The 18,102-nt window shown below is 47.2% G+C and carries 23 protein-coding genes; 11 read left to right on the forward strand and 12 right to left on the reverse strand.

The features are described 5' to 3' along the window. Positions 1-31: 31 nt before the first annotated feature. The 3 genes from MHM94_RS12540 to MHM94_RS12550 all read right to left on the reverse strand — a co-directional run bounded on the left by MHM94_RS12540 (position 32) and on the right by MHM94_RS12550 (position 2,352). Positions 32-289 carry a hypothetical protein gene (locus MHM94_RS12540; protein ID WP_235419525.1) on the reverse strand — a complete coding sequence of 86 codons (258 nt, stop codon included), beginning with the start codon at positions 287-289 and terminating at the stop codon, positions 32-34. 129 nt (positions 290-418) lie between these two features. After that, positions 419-1,045 (reverse strand): paraquat-inducible protein A, encoded by a 627-nt coding sequence (locus MHM94_RS12545; RefSeq protein ID WP_130144500.1) that lies wholly within the window; start codon positions 1,043-1,045, stop codon positions 419-421. Between the two features lie 44 nt (positions 1,046-1,089). Next, entirely contained in the window at positions 1,090-2,352 is a 1,263-nt protein-coding gene (locus MHM94_RS12550; RefSeq protein ID WP_045979216.1) for an HDOD domain-containing protein, read from the reverse strand. A 183-nt stretch (positions 2,353-2,535) separates the two neighbouring features. On the opposite strand from MHM94_RS12550, the gene MHM94_RS12555 reads away from it, so the two are divergent. From MHM94_RS12555 to MHM94_RS12565, 3 genes are all read left to right on the forward strand, one after another. Further along, a complete protein-coding gene (locus MHM94_RS12555; RefSeq protein ID WP_235419524.1) occupies positions 2,536-3,234 on the forward strand; it encodes a transporter substrate-binding domain-containing protein in 699 nt (232 codons plus the stop codon). 63 nt (positions 3,235-3,297) lie between these two features. Beyond that, on the forward strand, positions 3,298-3,864 hold the full coding sequence (locus MHM94_RS12560; protein WP_022945395.1) for an alkylphosphonate utilization protein: 567 nt from the start codon (positions 3,298-3,300) through the stop codon (positions 3,862-3,864). 91 nt (positions 3,865-3,955) lie between these two features. Continuing rightward, the gene (locus MHM94_RS12565) at positions 3,956-4,744 is read left to right on the forward strand and encodes an META domain-containing protein (protein ID WP_022945394.1); all 789 of its coding nucleotides are present in this window, start codon (positions 3,956-3,958) and stop codon (positions 4,742-4,744) included. Positions 4,745-4,814: 70 nt separating this feature from the next. Here MHM94_RS12565 and MHM94_RS12570 read toward each other — a convergent pair whose 3' ends face one another. Continuing rightward, the gene (locus MHM94_RS12570) at positions 4,815-7,007 is read right to left on the reverse strand and encodes an EAL domain-containing protein (protein ID WP_235419523.1); all 2,193 of its coding nucleotides are present in this window, start codon (positions 7,005-7,007) and stop codon (positions 4,815-4,817) included. Positions 7,008-7,149: 142 nt separating this feature from the next. Between MHM94_RS12570 and MHM94_RS12575 the strand changes: the two genes are divergently transcribed. Both MHM94_RS12575 and MHM94_RS12580 read left to right on the forward strand, forming a co-directional pair. Next, on the forward strand, positions 7,150-7,689 hold the full coding sequence (locus MHM94_RS12575) for an SRPBCC family protein (protein WP_235419522.1): 540 nt from the start codon (positions 7,150-7,152) through the stop codon (positions 7,687-7,689). Next, on the forward strand, positions 7,679-8,557 hold the full coding sequence (locus MHM94_RS12580) for a TIGR03899 family protein (RefSeq protein WP_045979212.1): 879 nt from the start codon (positions 7,679-7,681) through the stop codon (positions 8,555-8,557). The genes MHM94_RS12575 and MHM94_RS12580 overlap by 11 nt, the downstream gene beginning before the upstream one ends. Before the next feature lie 43 nt (positions 8,558-8,600). Here the strand turns inward: MHM94_RS12580 and MHM94_RS12585 are convergent, their stop codons facing one another. The 7 genes from MHM94_RS12585 to MHM94_RS12615 all read right to left on the reverse strand — a co-directional run bounded on the left by MHM94_RS12585 (position 8,601) and on the right by MHM94_RS12615 (position 14,179). Further along, the gene (locus MHM94_RS12585) at positions 8,601-9,359 is read right to left on the reverse strand and encodes a TIGR04219 family outer membrane beta-barrel protein (RefSeq protein WP_235419627.1); all 759 of its coding nucleotides are present in this window, start codon (positions 9,357-9,359) and stop codon (positions 8,601-8,603) included. Between the two features lie 12 nt (positions 9,360-9,371). Continuing rightward, entirely contained in the window at positions 9,372-10,358 is a 987-nt protein-coding gene (locus MHM94_RS12590) for a DUF2333 family protein (protein WP_022945389.1), read from the reverse strand. Between the two features lie 8 nt (positions 10,359-10,366). Further along, positions 10,367-10,852, reverse strand: a complete 486-nt coding sequence (locus MHM94_RS12595; RefSeq protein ID WP_235419521.1) for a copper chaperone PCu(A)C — start codon at positions 10,850-10,852, stop codon at positions 10,367-10,369. A gap of 132 nt (positions 10,853-10,984) precedes the next feature. Continuing rightward, positions 10,985-11,191: a PspC domain-containing protein gene (locus MHM94_RS12600; protein WP_022945387.1), complete on the reverse strand. Its 207-nt coding sequence runs from the start codon at positions 11,189-11,191 to the stop codon at positions 10,985-10,987. Positions 11,192-11,336: 145 nt separating this feature from the next. Further along, a complete protein-coding gene (gene dusA / locus MHM94_RS12605; protein WP_235419520.1) occupies positions 11,337-12,344 on the reverse strand; it encodes a tRNA dihydrouridine(20/20a) synthase DusA in 1,008 nt (335 codons plus the stop codon). Between the two features lie 161 nt (positions 12,345-12,505). After that, positions 12,506-13,504, reverse strand: a complete 999-nt coding sequence (locus tag MHM94_RS12610; RefSeq protein WP_235419519.1) for a substrate-binding domain-containing protein — start codon at positions 13,502-13,504, stop codon at positions 12,506-12,508. Positions 13,505-13,606: 102 nt separating this feature from the next. Continuing rightward, entirely contained in the window at positions 13,607-14,179 is a 573-nt protein-coding gene (locus MHM94_RS12615) for a manganese efflux pump MntP family protein (RefSeq protein ID WP_045979206.1), read from the reverse strand. A 191-nt stretch (positions 14,180-14,370) separates the two neighbouring features. Here MHM94_RS12615 and MHM94_RS18450 point away from each other — a divergent pair, with 191 nt between their 5' ends. Then, the gene (locus tag MHM94_RS18450; RefSeq protein ID WP_268838257.1) at positions 14,371-14,748 is read left to right on the forward strand and encodes a LysE family transporter; all 378 of its coding nucleotides are present in this window, start codon (positions 14,371-14,373) and stop codon (positions 14,746-14,748) included. 26 nt (positions 14,749-14,774) lie between these two features. Then, positions 14,775-15,011, forward strand: a complete 237-nt coding sequence (locus MHM94_RS18455; RefSeq protein ID WP_268838255.1) for a LysE family transporter — start codon at positions 14,775-14,777, stop codon at positions 15,009-15,011. Between the two features lie 28 nt (positions 15,012-15,039). Here the strand turns inward: MHM94_RS18455 and MHM94_RS12625 are convergent, their stop codons facing one another. Further along, positions 15,040-15,648, reverse strand: coding sequence for a MarC family protein (locus MHM94_RS12625; protein ID WP_022943884.1), 609 nt, complete (start codon positions 15,646-15,648; stop codon positions 15,040-15,042). Positions 15,649-15,763: 115 nt separating this feature from the next. On the opposite strand from MHM94_RS12625, the gene MHM94_RS12630 reads away from it, so the two are divergent. The 4 genes from MHM94_RS12630 to MHM94_RS12645 all read left to right on the forward strand — a co-directional run bounded on the left by MHM94_RS12630 (position 15,764) and on the right by MHM94_RS12645 (position 18,097). Next, positions 15,764-16,198, forward strand: coding sequence for a transcriptional repressor (locus MHM94_RS12630; RefSeq protein WP_022943883.1), 435 nt, complete (start codon positions 15,764-15,766; stop codon positions 16,196-16,198). 73 nt (positions 16,199-16,271) lie between these two features. Then, positions 16,272-16,739: a chemotaxis protein CheX gene (locus MHM94_RS12635; RefSeq protein ID WP_022943882.1), complete on the forward strand. Its 468-nt coding sequence runs from the start codon at positions 16,272-16,274 to the stop codon at positions 16,737-16,739. After that, entirely contained in the window at positions 16,736-17,173 is a 438-nt protein-coding gene (locus MHM94_RS12640) for a secondary thiamine-phosphate synthase enzyme YjbQ (protein WP_045979204.1), read from the forward strand. The genes MHM94_RS12635 and MHM94_RS12640 overlap by 4 nt, the downstream gene beginning before the upstream one ends. Positions 17,174-17,554: 381 nt before the next feature. After that, positions 17,555-18,097 (forward strand): DP-EP family protein, encoded by a 543-nt coding sequence (locus MHM94_RS12645; protein WP_022943880.1) that lies wholly within the window; start codon positions 17,555-17,557, stop codon positions 18,095-18,097. Positions 18,098-18,102 lie beyond the last annotated feature (5 nt).

The following is an 18,102-nucleotide window of genomic DNA, read 5'->3' on the forward strand; positions in this document are numbered from 1 at the left end:
GTTGCTGTGCGCCAGACGCACTGGTGCTAGGTCAAGCGATAATAGGGGGTCTAAATAGGCTGGTGGCGAGTCGCGTGGGGGCACGACTCGGTTGTAGGTGTGACTTCGTCGCAACAACGGTACTTGCAACAACCATGCTGTTGGCTATAAAAGCTTGCGCATGACACAAACTATCTGGGCAGGTGCACTGCATATCCTGCTCGCAACAGTCATGTTGACTGGGCTGGCTATCGGCCATAACTGCGTGATGTGCCATCATCGAACTCATAGCATCATTTTGCTGTTGCATGTGAGTACACTGGCCTTGCACCGACGCACTCACCGGCGTACTAGCTAAAACTAGCAGCAATAACTAGCAGCAATAAGGTGATAATGTAATGCGTCACTTTCGCCATAGTGAATGAAAGCCTTGGTTAGGTTATTTGCTATGTGTTTGCAGCTCGCGCCGCATCTCTTGGTTAATCAGTATACTTGATATAATCGACATCAGGCAATACGCGAAAAACAACCAAAAACCAATGTGCAGTTGCGCGTTCATATCCACAAGTTGCCCAAAGTGGTCATCGGCATTACCTCCCAGATAGGTAATAATTAGCGCTAAAACAAAGACATCGGCCATACTCCACTTACTTAGCAGAGCACTTAGCCAATGTAGCTTTAAACGCCATTGCCGTGTGTTTATCAGCATTGCTAATAATTGTAAGCAGGTTTTAAACAGCGGTATAAGCAGTGAAAATGCTCCCACTAATACTGCGACCAGCACGTTGTCATGGTGATAGAGTTCACTCACCGTCCCCCAAATACTACGCGTTTTGCCGTAGGCGTCTATTTGCCCCTCGAGCTTATCTAGTCCCAACATTTGTGACAGCATACTGAGCATACGCCGACTCTGCGAGTCGGATTCAGCGACCAAGGCATCCACTGCGGTATTGGCTAGTTGTGACTTTTCAATTTTTGCCTCGATAGTCAACGCCGGCTGAGTAACAGCCACCGCAAGAAGCGCCAAGGACCCAAGCAAAAACAATATGATAACAATGCGACCCACAAATGCGCTCCAAATTTATAACCCAAGTTCAGCATACTGTGTCGCTAGTCGCTAAGCAATTCCATAGTTTTATCGCAGTAAATTCGCGATTGTGACAGCGCTGCATACAATACCTGCGGTTCACTGGCTGGGCGAATGGTTTGCAAAATTTCCTCGGCGAGTGGCCACTGGCATTGTTCGCATGCGTACGCCAAGTTAAGAGCTTGACCCAGCATTCCTTGGGCATTAAGCAAGGCACCGCTGAGCGCCCCATCAAGGGAGAATTCCTTGGCCAAGTTTTCCAGCGACACATCCAACACGGCATCAAGTACAGATAACAGCCCAAGAAGATAACCCTGCTCTACCATCGCCTTGCCTGCTGGCGACACTAATTCGGCAATAAGCTGGGCACGCATTAACCCGAGCTTAGTCAGCTCTGCAGGTTTTTGGGCGCCTAGTTCTCCCAGTGCGAGAACACGAATAAAGCGACGAATACTTTGCTCACCAAGGTAAGTCACTGCCTGTTGTAGGGAACTGATATTGGCGCGCGTACCACTGAGGCCATTAGCCATTCTTAATATCCGCGCGGTCAACGAAACGTCGACACTAATGCGTTTGGCGATTTCTTTGAAATCAATTTCAGCACTCATGGTTAACTGCAGTAATTCAATAATCACACGCTTGGCAGGGCTAATATTTTTAAATTCCAGCATCGCGGGTTTGGCAAAAAAATACCCCTGTAACAGATCGGCTCCGGCCCCCACCACTGCTTTTGCCTGCTCAGGGGTCTCAATACGCTCAACAATAATTTGTGCTTGTGGATACACCATGCGCAATTTTTTTATCAGCATCACTGTACTGATTAGTTTTGGCTCCATTTCAATTTTAATGTAATCCACCAGCTCTAACAGTGGCTGCCACTTGGGATCTTGATCATAATCATCCAGTGCAAATCGGTATCCTTTTTTCTTTAAGGCACTGACGACATGAACAAGTTCAGAGACACCTCGGCTGCGCTCAACAATCTCAATCACCGTGTTATCTTTAGGAAGTAGCTGGGGGATTTGCTCAAGTAATGCGTCTGTGGCCAAGTTTAAAAAAGCAGGTAAGCCAGCACTGACTTTTTCAAGCCCTTGCAACAAAATAAGGTCGAAAAACATGCGACCCGTGGCTTTTGAGTCTCCCATTCCTTGAGGAAAGCAATTTTGTGGCGAATCCCGATAGAGAAGCTCATAAGCTACTAATTCGCCGGTGCTAGAGAAAAGCGCTTGCCGGGCGACATATTGCGCCTCCAGCTGTGAAGGGGTCTGGGAGTCTGATTGTTGCATTTACCACCTGTCGCTAAACTCTTCGCTCTACTACTGATATAACGCTTAATCGGTGAGTTGTCACTGTAAAGTTTCACTTTCTTCTTTTCACACCTGCGCAATAGTTGAATTACCACTATGCTAGTTAGTAAATAGCTTAATTTCTTAAAACGAATGCGGTTCTACGTAGTTTGCTTATGTGTCATGGCCTTGCTGATTTCTTCATCGGTCAGTGCCCAGCCGTTAAAATATAATGTCAACGCCAGTGGAAGTTGGTACCCCTATGCTACGCAAAGCGCAAAACACCCAGGCATTGTTCGCGAATACATCGCGGCAATAATGAGCGAAGCAGAGATTGCCAGCCAACATGTGAGTTTGCCTCCTAAACGCACCGTTCAGTCCATTCAAGCAAAGCAACTGGATTTTGAAGTCATCAGTCCTAGTTGGCTTTCCCAAGCGCAGCGCCACGACGAAAAGTTTGTATTCTCTGCACCGCTGTTTCCTGTCGATGAGTATCTAGTGGCCCTGACATCTAAAGTACATCAATACCAAACACGTGACAGTATTTTTCGCCAAACAGTGGGCACGGTAAGAGGGTATTACTATCATGATGATAATAGATTCGAACGTATGGATTTTAATAGCGAACGAGAGTTGATCCTAGCTCTACATCGAGGTCGCATTGATGTGGCGATCATCGGCGATTTACCGGCTAAATATTGGGCTCATCGTTTGGGTGTTGATATTGCTTTAGGAGCTCGCCACTCAAGCGGACAGATGCATATCCGCTTGCTGCGCGAACATCAGCCGCTATTGACTCGAGTGAATCAAGCAATTGAGGAGCTAAAAAGCCAAGGTTTCTATGAGAAGCTAAAGCAGCGATATGTCGCCCTTTACCTGTAAAACATTACCTTTTGTAAGGTTATTTTGGTTATAATTGCCATTTCTCCCTACCAAAAGTTAACTATGAGTATTGAACAGACCCTCAAACAGCGTAGTAATAACACCTGCGAACTATGCGCCAGTCAAGATAACCTCAGCGTCTATGCGGTACCACCTGAAGGCGAAGCCCATTCAGATAAAGCTATTTTAGTCTGTGCCACCTGTGCAGCGCAGCTTAATGGTGATGAGCAACTCAGCGCAACTCACTGGCATTGTTTAAATGACAGTATGTGGAGCCCAATCCCAGCAGTACAAGTTGTAGCTTGGCGGTTGTTGAATCAATTAAGTACCGAGCACGGCTGGGCCATGGACATGCTTGATATGCTGTATTTGGATGAACCAACACAGCAATGGGCTCAGGCTGCCATTGCTGAAGAAGAAGATGTTATTCACCTCGACGCCAATGGCGTGCGCTTAAATGCAGGTGATACCGTGACACTTATTAAAGATCTAGATGTAAAAGGCTCAAGCTTGGTGGCGAAACGTGGCACCGCCGTGCGCAATATCAGCTTGACCTCTAACCCTGAACACATCGAAGGACGTGTAGACGGACAGCGCATAGTCATTGTCACGCAATATGTAAAAAAATAAAAACCCCTCAGTGTCATGGCGATGTACTACATTAAGTACCTATTAATGCATATTTTCTTACACTTTCGTTAGCATTTAAGGAGTTTATGTAATGAGTATGAATGTCACTTTACCCGCCGTGGCTCTGACCACACTTCTACTTGGCGCTTGTAGCAGCTCAGTTGAGCCGCAACAGCAAAATATAGCTCCTGCGGTGCAGAGCAAAACCATGCAGGTTCAGGTTATGTACCGCGACCGCAGTTTGCTTCCGCCTGGGGCTGAGCTAAAGGTTACCTTAGCCGATGTTTCGTTGATGGACGCACCCGCAAAAGAACTGGCAAGTAAAACCCTGCCCTTGGAGGGAGCGCCCCCGTATAACGTTGAGCTCACCTTTGATTCGTCTGAAGTAATCGCCAATATGCGTTACAGTGTGAGTGCCAAAGTCACTCGTAATGGCGAGCTACTCTACATTACCACTGAACACAACGATCCCTTTGGCACCGTGCAGTCACAAAGCCCAATTAAAGTCATGATGGAAAAAGTTGCGAAGCCCGATGTGTCTCTGACGAATACCTATTGGAAGGCCATCACCTTGAAAGGTAACAAGGTGCAAGTAACTGAACGTGAGCCGCATATGCAGTTTCACGATGATGGTAAAGTAAGTGGTTACTTAGGCTGCAACAACTTTACTGGCCAATATGTTAAGGGACAACATTTCGGCTTGCGTTTTAAAGCAGTGGCTAGCACCAAGAAAATGTGTATGGACTCGATGGCGCAAGAAAGTGCAATGAGTGAAGCGTTAATGAACACGTTCAGCTACGACATCATGGGTGAAAAACTCGTTTTGCGTGACGAGCAAGGGAGCAACTTAGCCACCTTTCAAGCTGTCTATTTCAACTAAAGAAGCTACTGGGTTAACGCTGATGTTTTAGCACAGCGTTAGCCCTAAATCGCGGCCAGCCTAGTGAAGGTTAATTGCTGACCTTTAAGTAAGTATCAAGTTTTTTGCCATCTAGGGGCTGCGCATAGTAATAACCCTGCCCTTCGTGACAACCAATAGATTTTAAAAATTGCAGCTGTTGTTCGGTCTCAATGCCCTCTGCAATAACCCGTAAATTCATTCTGTTAGCTAACGAGACCACTAGCTCGGCGATTTCACCGTTGTCCTGATCGGGGATCCCTTTAACAAAAGCTCGGTCTATCTTGAGCCGATCAAAGGGTAACTTGTGTAAGTAACTTAACGAGCAAAATCCAGTGCCAAAATCATCAATCGCCACGTCAATACCGTAACTTTTGAGCTCATTAAGCGTGCGCGTAACCTGCTCAACCTCGTCCATAACGACGCTTTCGGTGATTTCCAACTCTATTTTATCACTGGGTACGGCAAAGCGTGCCAAGGTTTGCGCAACGCTCTGAGCATAATCAGACGCTTTAAACTGTGGCACCGAGACATTCACCGATATTTGCATATCAACGCCATGCTGGGCTAGCTCTCGCTGTTTGGCACAGGCCTGTTCAAGCACCCACTGGCCAATCTCTATAATCATCCCCGCGTCTTCAGCCAAAGGCACAAATACGGCCGGAGAAATAAACTGACCTTGCCCTATCGGCCAACGCAATAGTGCCTCACAACCATAAGGCTGCGCCGTTGCCAAATCTACTTGCGGTTGGTACCACACCTCTAGTTTGCCATCTGCAAAATCTTCCCGTAGGCGTCTTATCATCGCCAAGCGATGGCTCACCTGCTCTTCCATTTGTTTATCAAAGTAGCAGTAACTATGGCTAATATCGGCTTTAGCATGGCTTAATGCGATCGACGCTCGCTTTAAGGTGCCCAGCGCACTGCTGTCAAAATGAGGCTGAGTGCACAATCCAAAGGTAAAATTTAAATGCAGCTGATGCTCAGCCGCGATAAAGGGCGCACGCAACAACTGCTGTAATTGCGCAAAGGGGAGTTGCTCCTCATTACTTACTACAGCGAAGAGATCTGCGCCAAGCCGCGCTACGACTTGCGTCTGTTGATGCTGCGCTTGCAAACGCTGCGCCACAGCAACTAACAGTAAATTACCAATATCGTGGCTGAGCCCTTCATTGATGTCGGCAAACCGGGCAATATCAATCAGTACTAAATAATCGTGGGCGTTGGTGTTTTTTTGTAAGCGCTCCAAAGCGGCGATAAAGCCGTTACGTGAACATAACCCCGTAAGTGAGTCTTTAAACGCAACATTGCGTAACCTATCCACCAACAGCACGTTGTCGAGGCCTACCCCCACATTAGTTAAAAGTAGGTCAATGTATTGCATCAGCGCATGCTCAATAATGTGTTCACCCTCAAGGCAAATGACATACTGCTGTTGTTTGGCACGAAAGAAAAAGCTCACCGAGTGTTCGTTATGCTGGTGCTGAGCTAATTTAAAACTGGCTTTGATCTGCTCTTTTACAGAGGCCGTTAAAGCGCTTTCTTCGATATGTTGGTGATGCACATTTTGATACTCACCGGTGCCCCCATAGACAATCTCCACACCGTCATCATCTAAGCCACACACCACCCCTTGTTGCGGACCCGCTGTAAAATGAGCAAGGTGTTTAATCGCTGCGCGACTCAAAGGCAGTAACTGACTAAAATTCAGTATTTGCTCACTTGCCAGCAGCACTTGGGAAAGGGCATGACTTTGCATAGATAATTGCGTTACCTGCTGGTGCGAGCGCAAGGCCGTTACCATGGTGGTGGCAAGCTTCGAGCGGGTCAGTTCAGTTTTAGTGCGGTAGTCATTAATATCATATTGACGGATGATCTGCTCTTCAGGGGCATAACCTGGCTGCCCTGTACGCAACACAATGCGTACCACGTGATTTTTTAACTCTTCACGCACCCGTTTGGCAACAATTAACCCGGCGTCGTCGCTTTCCATAACAACATCAAGTAACACCACCGAAATAAGCGGATTGTCACGCAAAATATCAACCGCTTGCGTACCATTAAAAGCGTGATGAAAGCGCAACCCCTTACCGTTGAGCTCAAAGTTAGACAAGGCTAACTCCGTCACTGAGTGTATTTCAGAGTCGTCATCAACAATGAGCACATCCCAAAACTCTTGGGGTTTAGCCGGCTCCTCGTCAAATTCTTCATTAAGAAAAATAAAATCACTACTTGGCGAAGACATAGCCTTCCTTCGAAACCGTAAACAATCGAATATTCACTTACTTAGATGAGCAATATTCACAACTACGGAGATAGAAAATTAAGTTCTAACAGTATAGTCTAATCTTTCGACTATGCTTTTTGTGTTTCTGCGCAGAGGTACTGTGATAACCCTAGCACGCAATGTAATAAAAACTCTAGTTTTACTCGCGCTCATACTGGTGCTGGTTGGCCTTATCGCCAAGCAACATTATCGCGTTGAGCGCAGTATTACTCTGGATGTGCCGAGCGCAGCGATAAAGCCTTGGCTGTGGGATTTAACTCAGTGGCAACAATGGCTAGCGCTACGCCAATTCGACCAACAAGCTCGTTTAGAAGTTCGTGCGCAAACCCAGGGAGTTGGCGCTCATTTAGGCTGGCAAGGGCAACGCTCCCGAGGGGAACTAAGTATTGTCAGTGACAGTGCATCTACTCTCAACTATCAATTACTGGTCAATAACGAATACCTCTCGCATGGCCAGTTTCAATTAATCAGTTCAGGGGAGCAGACCCGTATCTTATGGCAGCAACAAGGTGAAATCACTCTACCCGTCATTGGCCCCTATTTGGTCTGGTTTACCGAACATACCCTCGCTAATACCATGACTCATAGCCTAAATAATTTAAAAACAGTGGTGGAATTGGAGCACAAGGATGAGCAGTAAAACCTTCACTGCGCAAACCAAACTGGCGCAACTTATTGCCCAACGAGTTGGTTTTAAAATAAAAAAACAGCGCAACTCTTTACCTGTACCGGCCCAAGAAGGAGGCTATTCCCGCCAAGGAGCTCGCCCCAGTGGGTTTGTATTCGATCAACGAGTGCCTCTTGCAGAGCGAGCCCTCAAACGTGAAGAGCTCAAGCGCCTAAGACAGCAACACAATATAGAATCAATACTCGCCCAGGCCATGCAATACTGCCCAGACACTAAAACCGATGGCTATGTTGACCCTGATTGGTTTGAGCGCTTTATGTCGCTTGCCGAAGACTCCGCAACAGCGTCCATGCAGCAGTTATGGGCAAAAATTCTTGCTGGAGAAACGCTGGCTCCGGGGACCTTTAGTATCAAGAGCTTGCAAACCCTAAAGCAAATGACCCAGCGCGAGGCATTGGCTATACAAAAAGCCGCTGCATTGTGTGCTCAGCTCGACTTTGATCATTCTCATATTATTTTATTGGGTTATTACAAGCGCCCGTCGTTATTCGACTTACTGCGCAAAGGCAATAAGGAGCAACTCAACTTGGCCAAGGCGGGACTCAGTTACCCTCAAATATTAACCTTGATGGATTGCGCTGTGCTGTATCGCAAAGAAATTGAGTCAGCGAACTTTCGCGCCAAACAGCAGCTAAAACTGCGCTTTTACGATACCTCATTAACGCTCACAGCCAAAAACAGTGACTTAGTTCTGAGCTACTACAAATTCACCCAAACGGGTGATGAATTAAGGCGGTTGCTGCGTGCCACATTGAGCCCTACGTTTAAGCAAGCAATAGAGCAAGCACTGCAGCGTGACTTCGATTTAGAGTGGTCATAAATACAAAAAAAGCGGCCTGCGCCGCTTTTTCAAAGTTTACTATTTAGAAGTGAACTTGTAGCCCTGCAAAGGGGCCTGAAACATCAATATCAGTATTGATATCATCAACATCATCAAGTTCAATCATCATCGCTCGGTAGCCTGCACGTACAGCCACATCCACCGCTAGATTATCAATAAACTCCCACTGCACCCCGACTTGGTAGTCATGCACGGTACTGTCATCTAATGCGAAAAAGCTGCCCTCAGCAAATGCGCTCAAGCCAGTAAAAGGTAAACCCACTTCACCGCGACCATACACTAGTGGCACAAACCCTGAGTAATCAACGCGCACAGACGAACTGTTGTCGGTCTGGGCAACATAAATATCGCCGTCAAACTGTTTCGCGCTCAAACCTAAATCAATCGACACCGCATCGTTATCAAAAATCTCATAGTAAAGCACATAATCGGTGTGACTAAGCTCTGCATTGGTCATGATGTTGCTGCCTACAGCAAAATCGACTCCCTCAAATTCAAAGGTTTGGTTAAGCAGTGCTCCGCCGCTGATGTCCATCTCGGTGTAACGTAGCTTGACGTTAGGAACCAAAGGAACTGGATGCTCCAATGCTGCGTAGTAGCTGGTGAAGGTTTCATCATCGAAGTTGAAATCTTGCTGCGCATAGCCTTTGCTGCCAAAGCTACCTTCTGGCTCAGCCTGCCAACCTTCGGCCCCCACATAAAGGCCTAACACGGTATCGGCATGGGCCATTGGCGCCATCGCTGCAAGCGATAAACCTGCAGCCACAAAGTATTGTTTCATCATCTACCCTTTTTATCCTTGTGCGAGTAACTCGCTTAACTCAATTAGTGCCGCATTAGCACGAGAAATATAATTTGCCATCACTAACGAATGGTTAGCTACAAGGCCAAAGCCACTGCCATTAAGCACCATAGGGCTCCACACAGGCTCTTGCGTTGCTTCCAGTTCGCGAATAATTTGCTGGACGCTTACCTTAGCATTTTTCTTTTCCAAAACATCGGCAAAATCGTGCTCAATAGCGTGCAGGAAATGCAGCAACGCCCAGGTAGCTCCCCGAGATTCATAAAACACATCGTCAATTTCCCACCAAGAGGTGCGCACCTCTTGCTGCATGGGTGCATATGTCGCTTGATGTGCTTCGCGATCGCCAGCCAAATCGGTATTAACACGCTCTTGTCCCACGCTGGCGCTGAGGCGTTGGCTGAGGCTACCCAAACGCTTTTCAGCCTCTTTTACCCAAGTACGTAGATTATCCGCACGGGCATAAAACTGACTTTGTCTGTCGTTACTGTCCGCGATTTGACTGCGGTAGGCAATCAGGTAATCAATGCCTTTTTGATACTCACCTTCGGCACTGGGCCACATCCAAGCAGTGCTACTGATATTAAACTGCGGCTGCGCTTTTTTCAGTGACGGGTGCTCCGTGGATTGCGACTGTGAACGGCTAAAGTCTTTACGCATCGACAACGCTAAATCACGGGTCATCTCCAACGCTCCGTATTCCCAGGCCGGCATGTTGTCCATCAATACGCTGGGTGGAGCCATATCGTTACTAAGGTAGCCGCCCGGTTTGTCGAGTAATGTTTGCGCGACGTTAATCAACGTCGACGTGGTCACATAACCTGTTACTAAGCGCTCATTTCGTTCGCTAGCTTGCTGTTTTGCCTTTTCTACTACATCGAAGCGATCGGGCTCAATGCTCCAATAAACGGCAATGAGATAAAATAATAAAAACAATGCAGCAATGGCTGCGGCAATCTTTCCTTTATGCTGAGACATAATAACTCCTAGTGATGATGGTGCTGATGTTCATCGCTGTTATTGTCTTGCGACTGTTCAAGCAAGTTATAGATGCGTGCCTGTGTGAACACACGGTCGCCATCGGCAAAATACAGGGTCATTTTCAGTTGCTCACCGGCCACCAGTTTCTGACTTGGCGCAAATAGCATTAAGTGTAGTCCACCGGGTTGAAATACCAGGGTTTGGTGCGCAGGAACCTGTAACTCTTCAAGCTTACGCATTTGCATCATGCCATTTTTATGTTCATGAGTATGAATCTCCACACGCCCGAGGGTCTCGACCTCGACCTTTTTCAGTACGCGGTCATGATCGCTGTGGTTCATTAACGTAAGGTATCCTACCGAGCTCTCGCTAGCAGGTAAGAAGGTCCGCACCTTGGCTTCACTCACCATAAGTTCGCCATGAGCAGCACTGTGAAAACTGAGCAGTAACGACACTGCACAGATGAAGGTACCTAGGGTTGTACGCAGCATAGCGCTTCCTTGTTATGTTACTTTAACTGTACCCTAATATAGCTTAATGACGCCTGAGTGTCTGTAATAAAATCAGTGTACTAGCCGCAAATAGAGCGTTATTTGCAGCCATGATTGTACGTGTTTATATGGCTAAACCACGATGTGCTCGTCAAACACGAAATGACAAATAAGGTAGATAGCTGCCACCAGCACTGGGGCATTTAAGAACAAGATCACCATCGCTACGCGGGTGAGCCAAACAGGTAGGTTATGACGTTTCGCAAACCCGGCACACACACCCGATAACTTCTTATCCAAGGCATCGCGATAAAAGCGTTGATAGCTAGAGTCTCGCATGGGAATACTCCTATTAGTTTAATTCACTAAGTGAGCATCAAGTTACATGCCAAAACTCATCACATTGAAAAATAAAGGGTTCTGATTTGAATCATCTTTATGTAATTAGCAAAATAGCTATTTTTTAGTGTATTTAGCAATAAAGTTAGCGGACAAAGCTCAGTGCTGTGACTAAAGTATCGGCCGTGGCATCTTGCTTGTGGCCATTTTCAGATAAATGACGACGGTAACCACGGGCACCTGGCATGCCCTGAAATAACCCCAACATATGCCGAGCAATATGCCAAAAGCGCGCGCCTTGGCGCATCTCGTCATCAATATAGCTAAGCATTTTTTCTGCCACTTGATGGCGGCTCAGTGTGCAACCCTCTAAGCCATATAATGCGGCATCTACTTCGGCCAGTAAGTAAGGGTTACTGTATGCTTCTCGGCCAATCATTACACCGTCAACATGCGCCAAGTGATGTTCACATTCAGCGATGGTTTTAATCCCCCCATTGATGCTGATATGAAGGTGGGGAAAATCTTTTTTAAGCTGATACACACGCGGGTAGTCAAGGGGGGGAACCTCACGGTTTTGCTTCGGGCTCAAACCTTGCAGCCACGCCTTGCGGGCATGAATGATAAAATCATCGCAGCCGACCTTGTGACTCGCCTCTATCAACGCCAGCAAGAACTCGTAACTGTCTTGCTCATCGATGCCGATACGGGTTTTTACCGTCACGGGGACGTCAGTGACCGCCTTCATTGCATCCACCCCCTGTGCGACTAGCTCTGGCTCAGCCATTAAGCAGGCGCCAAAGCGACCATTTTGCACGCGGTCCGAAGGGCAGCCCACATTTAAGTTGATTTCCGCATAGCCTCGTTGTGCCGCTAACTTCGCGCAATGAGCCAACTCGTCAGGGTTTGAGCCACCCAATTGCAGCGCCACTGGCTGCTCATGCTGGTTAAAGTGCAAATAGTCACCCTTGCCATGAATAATAGCACCAGTGGTGATCATCTCGGTATACAGCACCGCCTCTTTACTCATAATACGATGAAAAGTACGGCAGTGGCGATCAGTCCAATCCAGCATTGGCGCGACACTGAAGCGACGAAAAGTCGATTGTTGCCAAGAAGGGGTGGGTTGAGTCTGTGTTGTCGCTTCGTTCATAAACCTGTGCCTGCATTACCAAGAAAACCAACGGGCTCTTTGCGCCGAGTTGTGGGCGCGCAATTATACGTCAATCACACCCTGATTGGTATTATCTAGGCCAATACCGACTTTCACAGCAACCCGCACCTAAAGAGATTCACTGATTTTACCTTTGAGTATTAATGGTTTTTCGCGCAGCTCTGCGCGTTATCAGGGGTGCAGTAATGAAAAGGTAAGTAATATTGCTCTTGTTCAGGAAGGTGTTGGTGCTTTACTGCATCATAAAGTAGCTGTGCGCCCTTACGGCCCATTTCATAAGGGTTTTGACCGATATTCATGGTGCCAAGGCCGCTCGCTAACGCTTGCAATTGCAGTGTTTCAGTATCGGCAGAGATAATCACTCGCTGCTTCTTAGCTAGCTGCTGTTTAAACTCTGTCATCACCTGTTGATAATCAGGATTAAACTGTGCAAAGCCAGCAACGGCAACAAAGATTGTCGGCTGCGGGTAACTGATAATGGTGCGTAATTGCTTGAGGGCATCATCGCGACGCCCAGCAGTGAAAAGCGGACAACGAGGATGCTCCAGCCAACCACTCTCACCGTTCAAACGTTTGGTACTCCCTGACAAGGCATAACGCACGCCGTCGATGCGCTTGTTTAAGTTCGGCGTAGTGTGATGTCCCGATTGAATACACAAGGTTTGTGGGTGCTCTCGTTTAAACTGCTTTGCCGCCTCACCAAGTGCCACGCCAAAATCAAAGTTGTTAGTGCCCACATAGGCTAAACGGTAAGTTTGATGTTGTGGTGCCAAGTCTGAGTCAAAAGTGATCACCGCAATCCCTTGCTCCTGAGCCTTTTTTAGCGCTCTATTGACCAAGTGCTGCGAGTCGGTGGTAGACACCAATATACCGTCCACACCTTGAGCAACTAAATCTTGCACTACCAGTGCTTGGGTACGAGCGTCTTGGTAGTCATAAGCGCCATCATAAATACAGCGCAAATCGGCTTGGCGCTGGGCAAAGTCTTGGCAACCTTTGAAGGATTGTTCATAAAAGCTGTCGTTCTTGGTTTTGCCTACGACGGCAAAGGTGTACTGGCCATAAGCAACAAAAGACAACATCGCGCAGAGCGCCGAAATAAGCACTAATGCTGATGAGCGAAGATTAAAACAGTGCAAAATAATTCCCAGTACAACTACCCAAGAAACTTTGGTTTAGAGTAGCTCATCCGGCATTAAAGGCAACATTTAGTTCACAAAACAAAAACAACTGCTGATTATTTAAGCCACTGTACTCAAATGTGAATATAGAATCCACGAGCCAATCACGACCAGCACAACACCACCTAGGGTTTCTGCTCGTTTGCCGATAACCGTTGCTAAACGATGCCCAAGTAAACTGCCCATAGTTACCATCAGCGCTGTGGCTAAGCCTATCATCAGCGCTGCAAGGTAAATATTGACCGCAACAAAAGCTAGGCTCACCCCTACAGTCAGTGCGTCCAAGCTGGTGCCTATAGCAGTCAGTATCACTTTGGCAATAGAAGACTTTTGTGCTGCTTCGCTTTGAGTGTCGTCATCCTCTTTCACACTTTCCACAATCATGTGCGTACCAAGTAGCAATAACAAGATAAACGCCACCCAGTGATCAAATTCTTCGATGTAGTGGGCTCCAGCATTGCCAATCAGCCAACCGATAAGTGGTGTGGTGCCCTCGATAATACCAAATATCAGCCCCATTTTTATGGCACTGAGCAGGCGTGGATGGCGTAGGTAAGCGCCCTTACTGATCGATGCTGCAAACGCATCGGTCGACATAGCTAAAGCCAATAGCATTAACGCGAAAATACTCATAACAACGTCATAACTGTGTATGCATCCGGCTCTAATCTTGCTGTCACCGATATGCTTGCCCCTGAAAGCGCGAATTATGCGCGCTCCCTCAAGCAAGTGCAACTCAGTATCCAGCATAAGCGATGTTAGCCATGCAAACAGGCGTAATTCGAGATACAGTGTCAGGTCTAACCCGGTAAACGGAATAATCTATGGAGCTGTCAGCCTATTTACCCCAGTTATTGTCCATCGCTACGCTAGCAACGATCATGGCTATTAGCCCCGGCGCCGACTTTGTCATGATCACCCGCAATAGCCTAGTATATGGACGTCGTGCCGGTGTTTATTCGGCGCTGGGCGTGGGGTTAGCGATTTGGATTCACGTTGCTTATTCCATAGCCGGCGTGGCGCTGCTCATTGCCCAATCGGTGGTGCTATTCACGGTGATAAAATACATCGGCGCAGCGTACTTAATTTACCTTGGCTATCAAAGCCTGCGAGCAAAGCACCATATCGCCTTGGAGCTAGCGCACGAGGCAGCGCCCAGCAAAGCGTTATCCGCCTGCTCGGCCTGCGTCAAGGTTTTATAACTAATGCCCTAAACCCCAAAACCACGTTGTTCTTTTTAAGTATATTTACTCAACTGGTGAGCGCCGATACGCCCGTTGCCATCCAGCTTGTGTATGGGCTTATTATTTCTTTGGCACACTTACTGTGGTTCGTGTTGGTAGCCATGTTTTTTAGCCACTTTGCATTTGTACACGCCCTACAACGTTATCAACGGCTTATTGAAAAAACCTTAGGTGTCATATTAATGGGCTTAGGCGTTCGCGTTGCCACACTCAGCCAATAAGTAGCTTAGTTTTGGCAGCGGCCGCGAGTTACAGCGCGAAGTAGTCTTTAATGCCACCGAGAATATTTGTCACCGCCACGGAGCTCAGGATCAGCCCCATGACTCTGGAGATAATGCTTGCACCGCCATCACCAATGAGGTTATGTACGTAGCGCGCCAGCAAAAGTAACAATAACACCACGCCTAAGACGCTAAGCATCATTGATGAGGTAATGGCCTGCTCGACCCAAGTATATTCATTATTACGAGTCATCAGCACCGCCCCTAGCATAGCCCCTGGGCTGGCTATTGATGGGATGGCTAAAGGAAATATGGCGGTTTCTGTGGAGTCGCGCACACTTTTAATTTCCGACTCGGGCTTGCCTTCACCAAAAATCATGGTCAGCGCAAACAGCAGCAGTACAATGCCACCGGCAATCTGAAACGCCGCAAGCGGAATACTAATAGCGTTGAGTAGCAACTCACCGACAACGACAAACAGCAGCAGCACTAGCGCCGATACCAGCACCGCTTTGTAAGCCACTTTACGCTTAAATGCAGCATCTTCACCTCGCGTCACGGCAATAAATACCGGTACTGTGCCTATGGGGTCAATTACCGCGAAAAAGAAAATAAAGGTGGCCAGTAATTCGTGCACACTTGCTCCTGAAAATTAAAACAAAATGATACCGCTCTCATGCAGACAGAGATAGTAATTTTTATGCGTCATAGTATGCTAGTATAGGTGGCGTTAAGATGAACGAAGGTTAGCTATGAATGTAGATGCGCTTGTCAGTAAAGCTAAAAGAATGTGCGACAGCAAAGGCGCCCGCTTTACTCCCATCCGTGAAAAAGTATTCCGTTTACTTGCCAGCACTAAAAGCGGTGTTGGTGCGTATGACTTATTAGAGCAATTAAAAGTGACAGAAACCAGCGCAAAACCTGCGACGGTTTATCGCGCACTGGACTTTTTAGCTGAACAAGGCTTTATTCATAAAATAGAAAGCACCAACGCGTTTATGTTGTGCCACCATTTTGATTCAATTCATCCGGTGCAGTTGCTTATCTGCGATCAATGCGGTCATGTAGACGAGCTGCACTCGAGCGTGCTGTCGCATGAGTTAAGTGAGCTCGCCTCACAAAGCGGCTTTAGTGTAAGCTCGCAAACTATTGAAGCGCATGGCATTTGTAAACGCTGTCAATCTTAGTAACAACTTGCTAGGGTAAAACACGTGCTGCAAGAACAGCAAAATTCACCTTCTGCGAACAAAGGTATGGACAATGAACGTCGAGTTTATTAACCCTTTTCTTTCTTCTTTGGTCAATGTGTTGGCCACGATGGCACAAACTGAATTAAAACCGGGCAAACCTCGCGTTAAAAAGGACGAGGTCGCGGCAGGCGATGTGTCAGGGTTAATCGGTATGGTCGGCCCACAAACAAAGGGCTCACTCTCTATCACTTTCGATGAAAGCCTAGCGCTTACCATCATGGAACGTATGCTAGGCGAGCGCCCCAGTGCCATTAATGAAGAAGTGACCGACATGGTTGGCGAAATCACCAACATGGTTACTGGTGGCGCCAAAAACTTACTGGGTGAAAAAGGTTATGACTTTGATATGGCGACTCCAGCAGTGGTTTCAGGCACTGGCCACACCATTACCCACAAATGCGAAGGAACCACAATTATCATGCCTTTCACCTCAGGTGATGGCAATGCCCACATCGAGATCAGCTTCGACACCTTATGAGTTGGCAACAACACAGCATTACTTTAAGCGCAAAGCGCCGGGGCTTTCATCTAATTGATGAGGAAATTCTGCGCGCGCTGCCGCAAATTCAAGATTATCAGGTAGGCCTGCTGCATTTAATGCTGCAACACACCTCTGCAAGTTTGAGCATTAACGAAAACGCCGATCCCACTGTGCGCCAAGATATGGAAGCGCACTTTAACTGGGCCGCTCCCGAGCGCCAACCTTTTTATCGCCACACCTACGAAGGTGATGACGATATGCCCGCGCACATTAAAGCCAGTACTTTAGGGTGTGAACTCACCTTGCCAATCAGTCATGGCCAGCTGCAGCTAGGCACATGGCAAGGTATTTACCTGGGTGAGCACCGCGACCAAGGCGGTTCTCGTCGTATTGTTGCCACCTTGCAGGGACAGCTAATAACCTCTAGATAGCTTGTTTTTCACGCTATCTACACTGATATGCATTGGGCGCAGACTTTAGCCAAGGTTGGCATGACATAAAGCGGTGTGGACCTGTCACTGTGCGGCGAAGAAAAACGCCAAGGCTTCCCCAGTAATAGCTCTTCGTCCTGAGCCCTTAATTTCAACTAGGTGTCTGCGTCGCTGTAACAGCGCTCGAAAGTAACAATCACTCAGTACTTAAGAACGATAACGCCTTGAACCCTATGCAGCATGCGGCTTTCATTGCCCCAATAAGTTGTTGCCTTACAAGCGATTACAAAAACTATACTTTCCTCACTTACGCGCTATAGTTATAGCCATTCCCAGATAAAGTAATCAAAAACGGTCCATTATCTTAATAAGGAAATGATCATGTCTGAACAAGCCCCTGAAATCCAAGTCCCATGTGAGCCTGGTAATGTTTCGGTCCAAGAGCAGCTAGAACTGATCCCAAGCGTTAACGAGCCTTGGCAAACATATGTTGTGGTTAATGGCAGTAAGCAAAATATCAACGGCCAAGACTACCCTATTCTATTCACTAACAACCCAGCTCATGCAGATTTACAACCGACTCAACATGCTGAATTAGTTGTCACCATCAGTGATAATGATTGGGAGTTTTTTGGCAACGGTGTGGAATACATAAAAAACTACAGCAACTGTAACTACAATGTCGACTCGTCTATCAGTGCCGATAAGAAGCAGCTGACTCTCAAGGTTCATCAAGTAGATACCACGTTTTGTTACGGTAAAGCAGACGACAGTCCTCTTGATCAAGTTATTGAGGTTGCCCCTTCGAGTACTGCTGAGCCATTGAGTATCGGTTTCCGCTTTACTGCGAAGAACACCGCGAACGGTAAATACTATATGTCGCAAGACCCTCGCGTGATAGTTCGCCGTCCAGATGAAGATTAATTAAC

The sequence above is a fragment of the Pseudoalteromonas sp. CNAT2-18.1 genome (genome assembly GCF_022347865.1).
GTDB classification, from domain to species: Bacteria; Pseudomonadota; Gammaproteobacteria; order Enterobacterales; family Alteromonadaceae; genus Pseudoalteromonas; species Pseudoalteromonas ruthenica.

Bases quoted from the DNA above. Each gene is read 5' to 3' on its own strand.
- MHM94_RS12540 (WP_235419525.1), bottom strand. From the start codon at position 289: ATGCAACAGCAAAATGATGCTATGAGTTCGATGATGGCACATCACGCA.
- MHM94_RS12550 (WP_045979216.1), bottom strand. From the start codon at position 2,352: ATGCAACAATCAGACTCCCAGACCCCTTCACAGCTGGAGGCGCAATAT.
- MHM94_RS12555 (WP_235419524.1), top strand. From the start codon at position 2,536: ATGGCCTTGCTGATTTCTTCATCGGTCAGTGCCCAGCCGTTAAAATAT.
- MHM94_RS12560 (WP_022945395.1), top strand. From the start codon at position 3,298: ATGAGTATTGAACAGACCCTCAAACAGCGTAGTAATAACACCTGCGAA.
- MHM94_RS12565 (WP_022945394.1), top strand. From the start codon at position 3,956: ATGAGTATGAATGTCACTTTACCCGCCGTGGCTCTGACCACACTTCTA.
- MHM94_RS12570 (WP_235419523.1), bottom strand. From the start codon at position 7,007: ATGTCTTCGCCAAGTAGTGATTTTATTTTTCTTAATGAAGAATTTGAC.
- MHM94_RS12580 (WP_045979212.1), top strand. From the start codon at position 7,679: ATGAGCAGTAAAACCTTCACTGCGCAAACCAAACTGGCGCAACTTATT.
- MHM94_RS12585 (WP_235419627.1), bottom strand. From the start codon at position 9,359: ATGAAACAATACTTTGTGGCTGCAGGTTTATCGCTTGCAGCGATGGCG.
- MHM94_RS12590 (WP_022945389.1), bottom strand. From the start codon at position 10,358: ATGTCTCAGCATAAAGGAAAGATTGCCGCAGCCATTGCTGCATTGTTT.
- MHM94_RS12595 (WP_235419521.1), bottom strand. From the start codon at position 10,852: ATGCTGCGTACAACCCTAGGTACCTTCATCTGTGCAGTGTCGTTACTG.
- MHM94_RS12600 (WP_022945387.1), bottom strand. From the start codon at position 11,191: ATGCGAGACTCTAGCTATCAACGCTTTTATCGCGATGCCTTGGATAAG.
- dusA (WP_235419520.1), bottom strand. From the start codon at position 12,344: ATGAACGAAGCGACAACACAGACTCAACCCACCCCTTCTTGGCAACAA.
- MHM94_RS12615 (WP_045979206.1), bottom strand. From the start codon at position 14,179: ATGAGTATTTTCGCGTTAATGCTATTGGCTTTAGCTATGTCGACCGAT.
- MHM94_RS18450 (WP_268838257.1), top strand. From the start codon at position 14,371: ATGGAGCTGTCAGCCTATTTACCCCAGTTATTGTCCATCGCTACGCTA.
- MHM94_RS12630 (WP_022943883.1), top strand. From the start codon at position 15,764: ATGAATGTAGATGCGCTTGTCAGTAAAGCTAAAAGAATGTGCGACAGC.
- MHM94_RS12635 (WP_022943882.1), top strand. From the start codon at position 16,272: ATGAACGTCGAGTTTATTAACCCTTTTCTTTCTTCTTTGGTCAATGTG.
- MHM94_RS12640 (WP_045979204.1), top strand. From the start codon at position 16,736: ATGAGTTGGCAACAACACAGCATTACTTTAAGCGCAAAGCGCCGGGGC.
- MHM94_RS12645 (WP_022943880.1), top strand. From the start codon at position 17,555: ATGTCTGAACAAGCCCCTGAAATCCAAGTCCCATGTGAGCCTGGTAAT.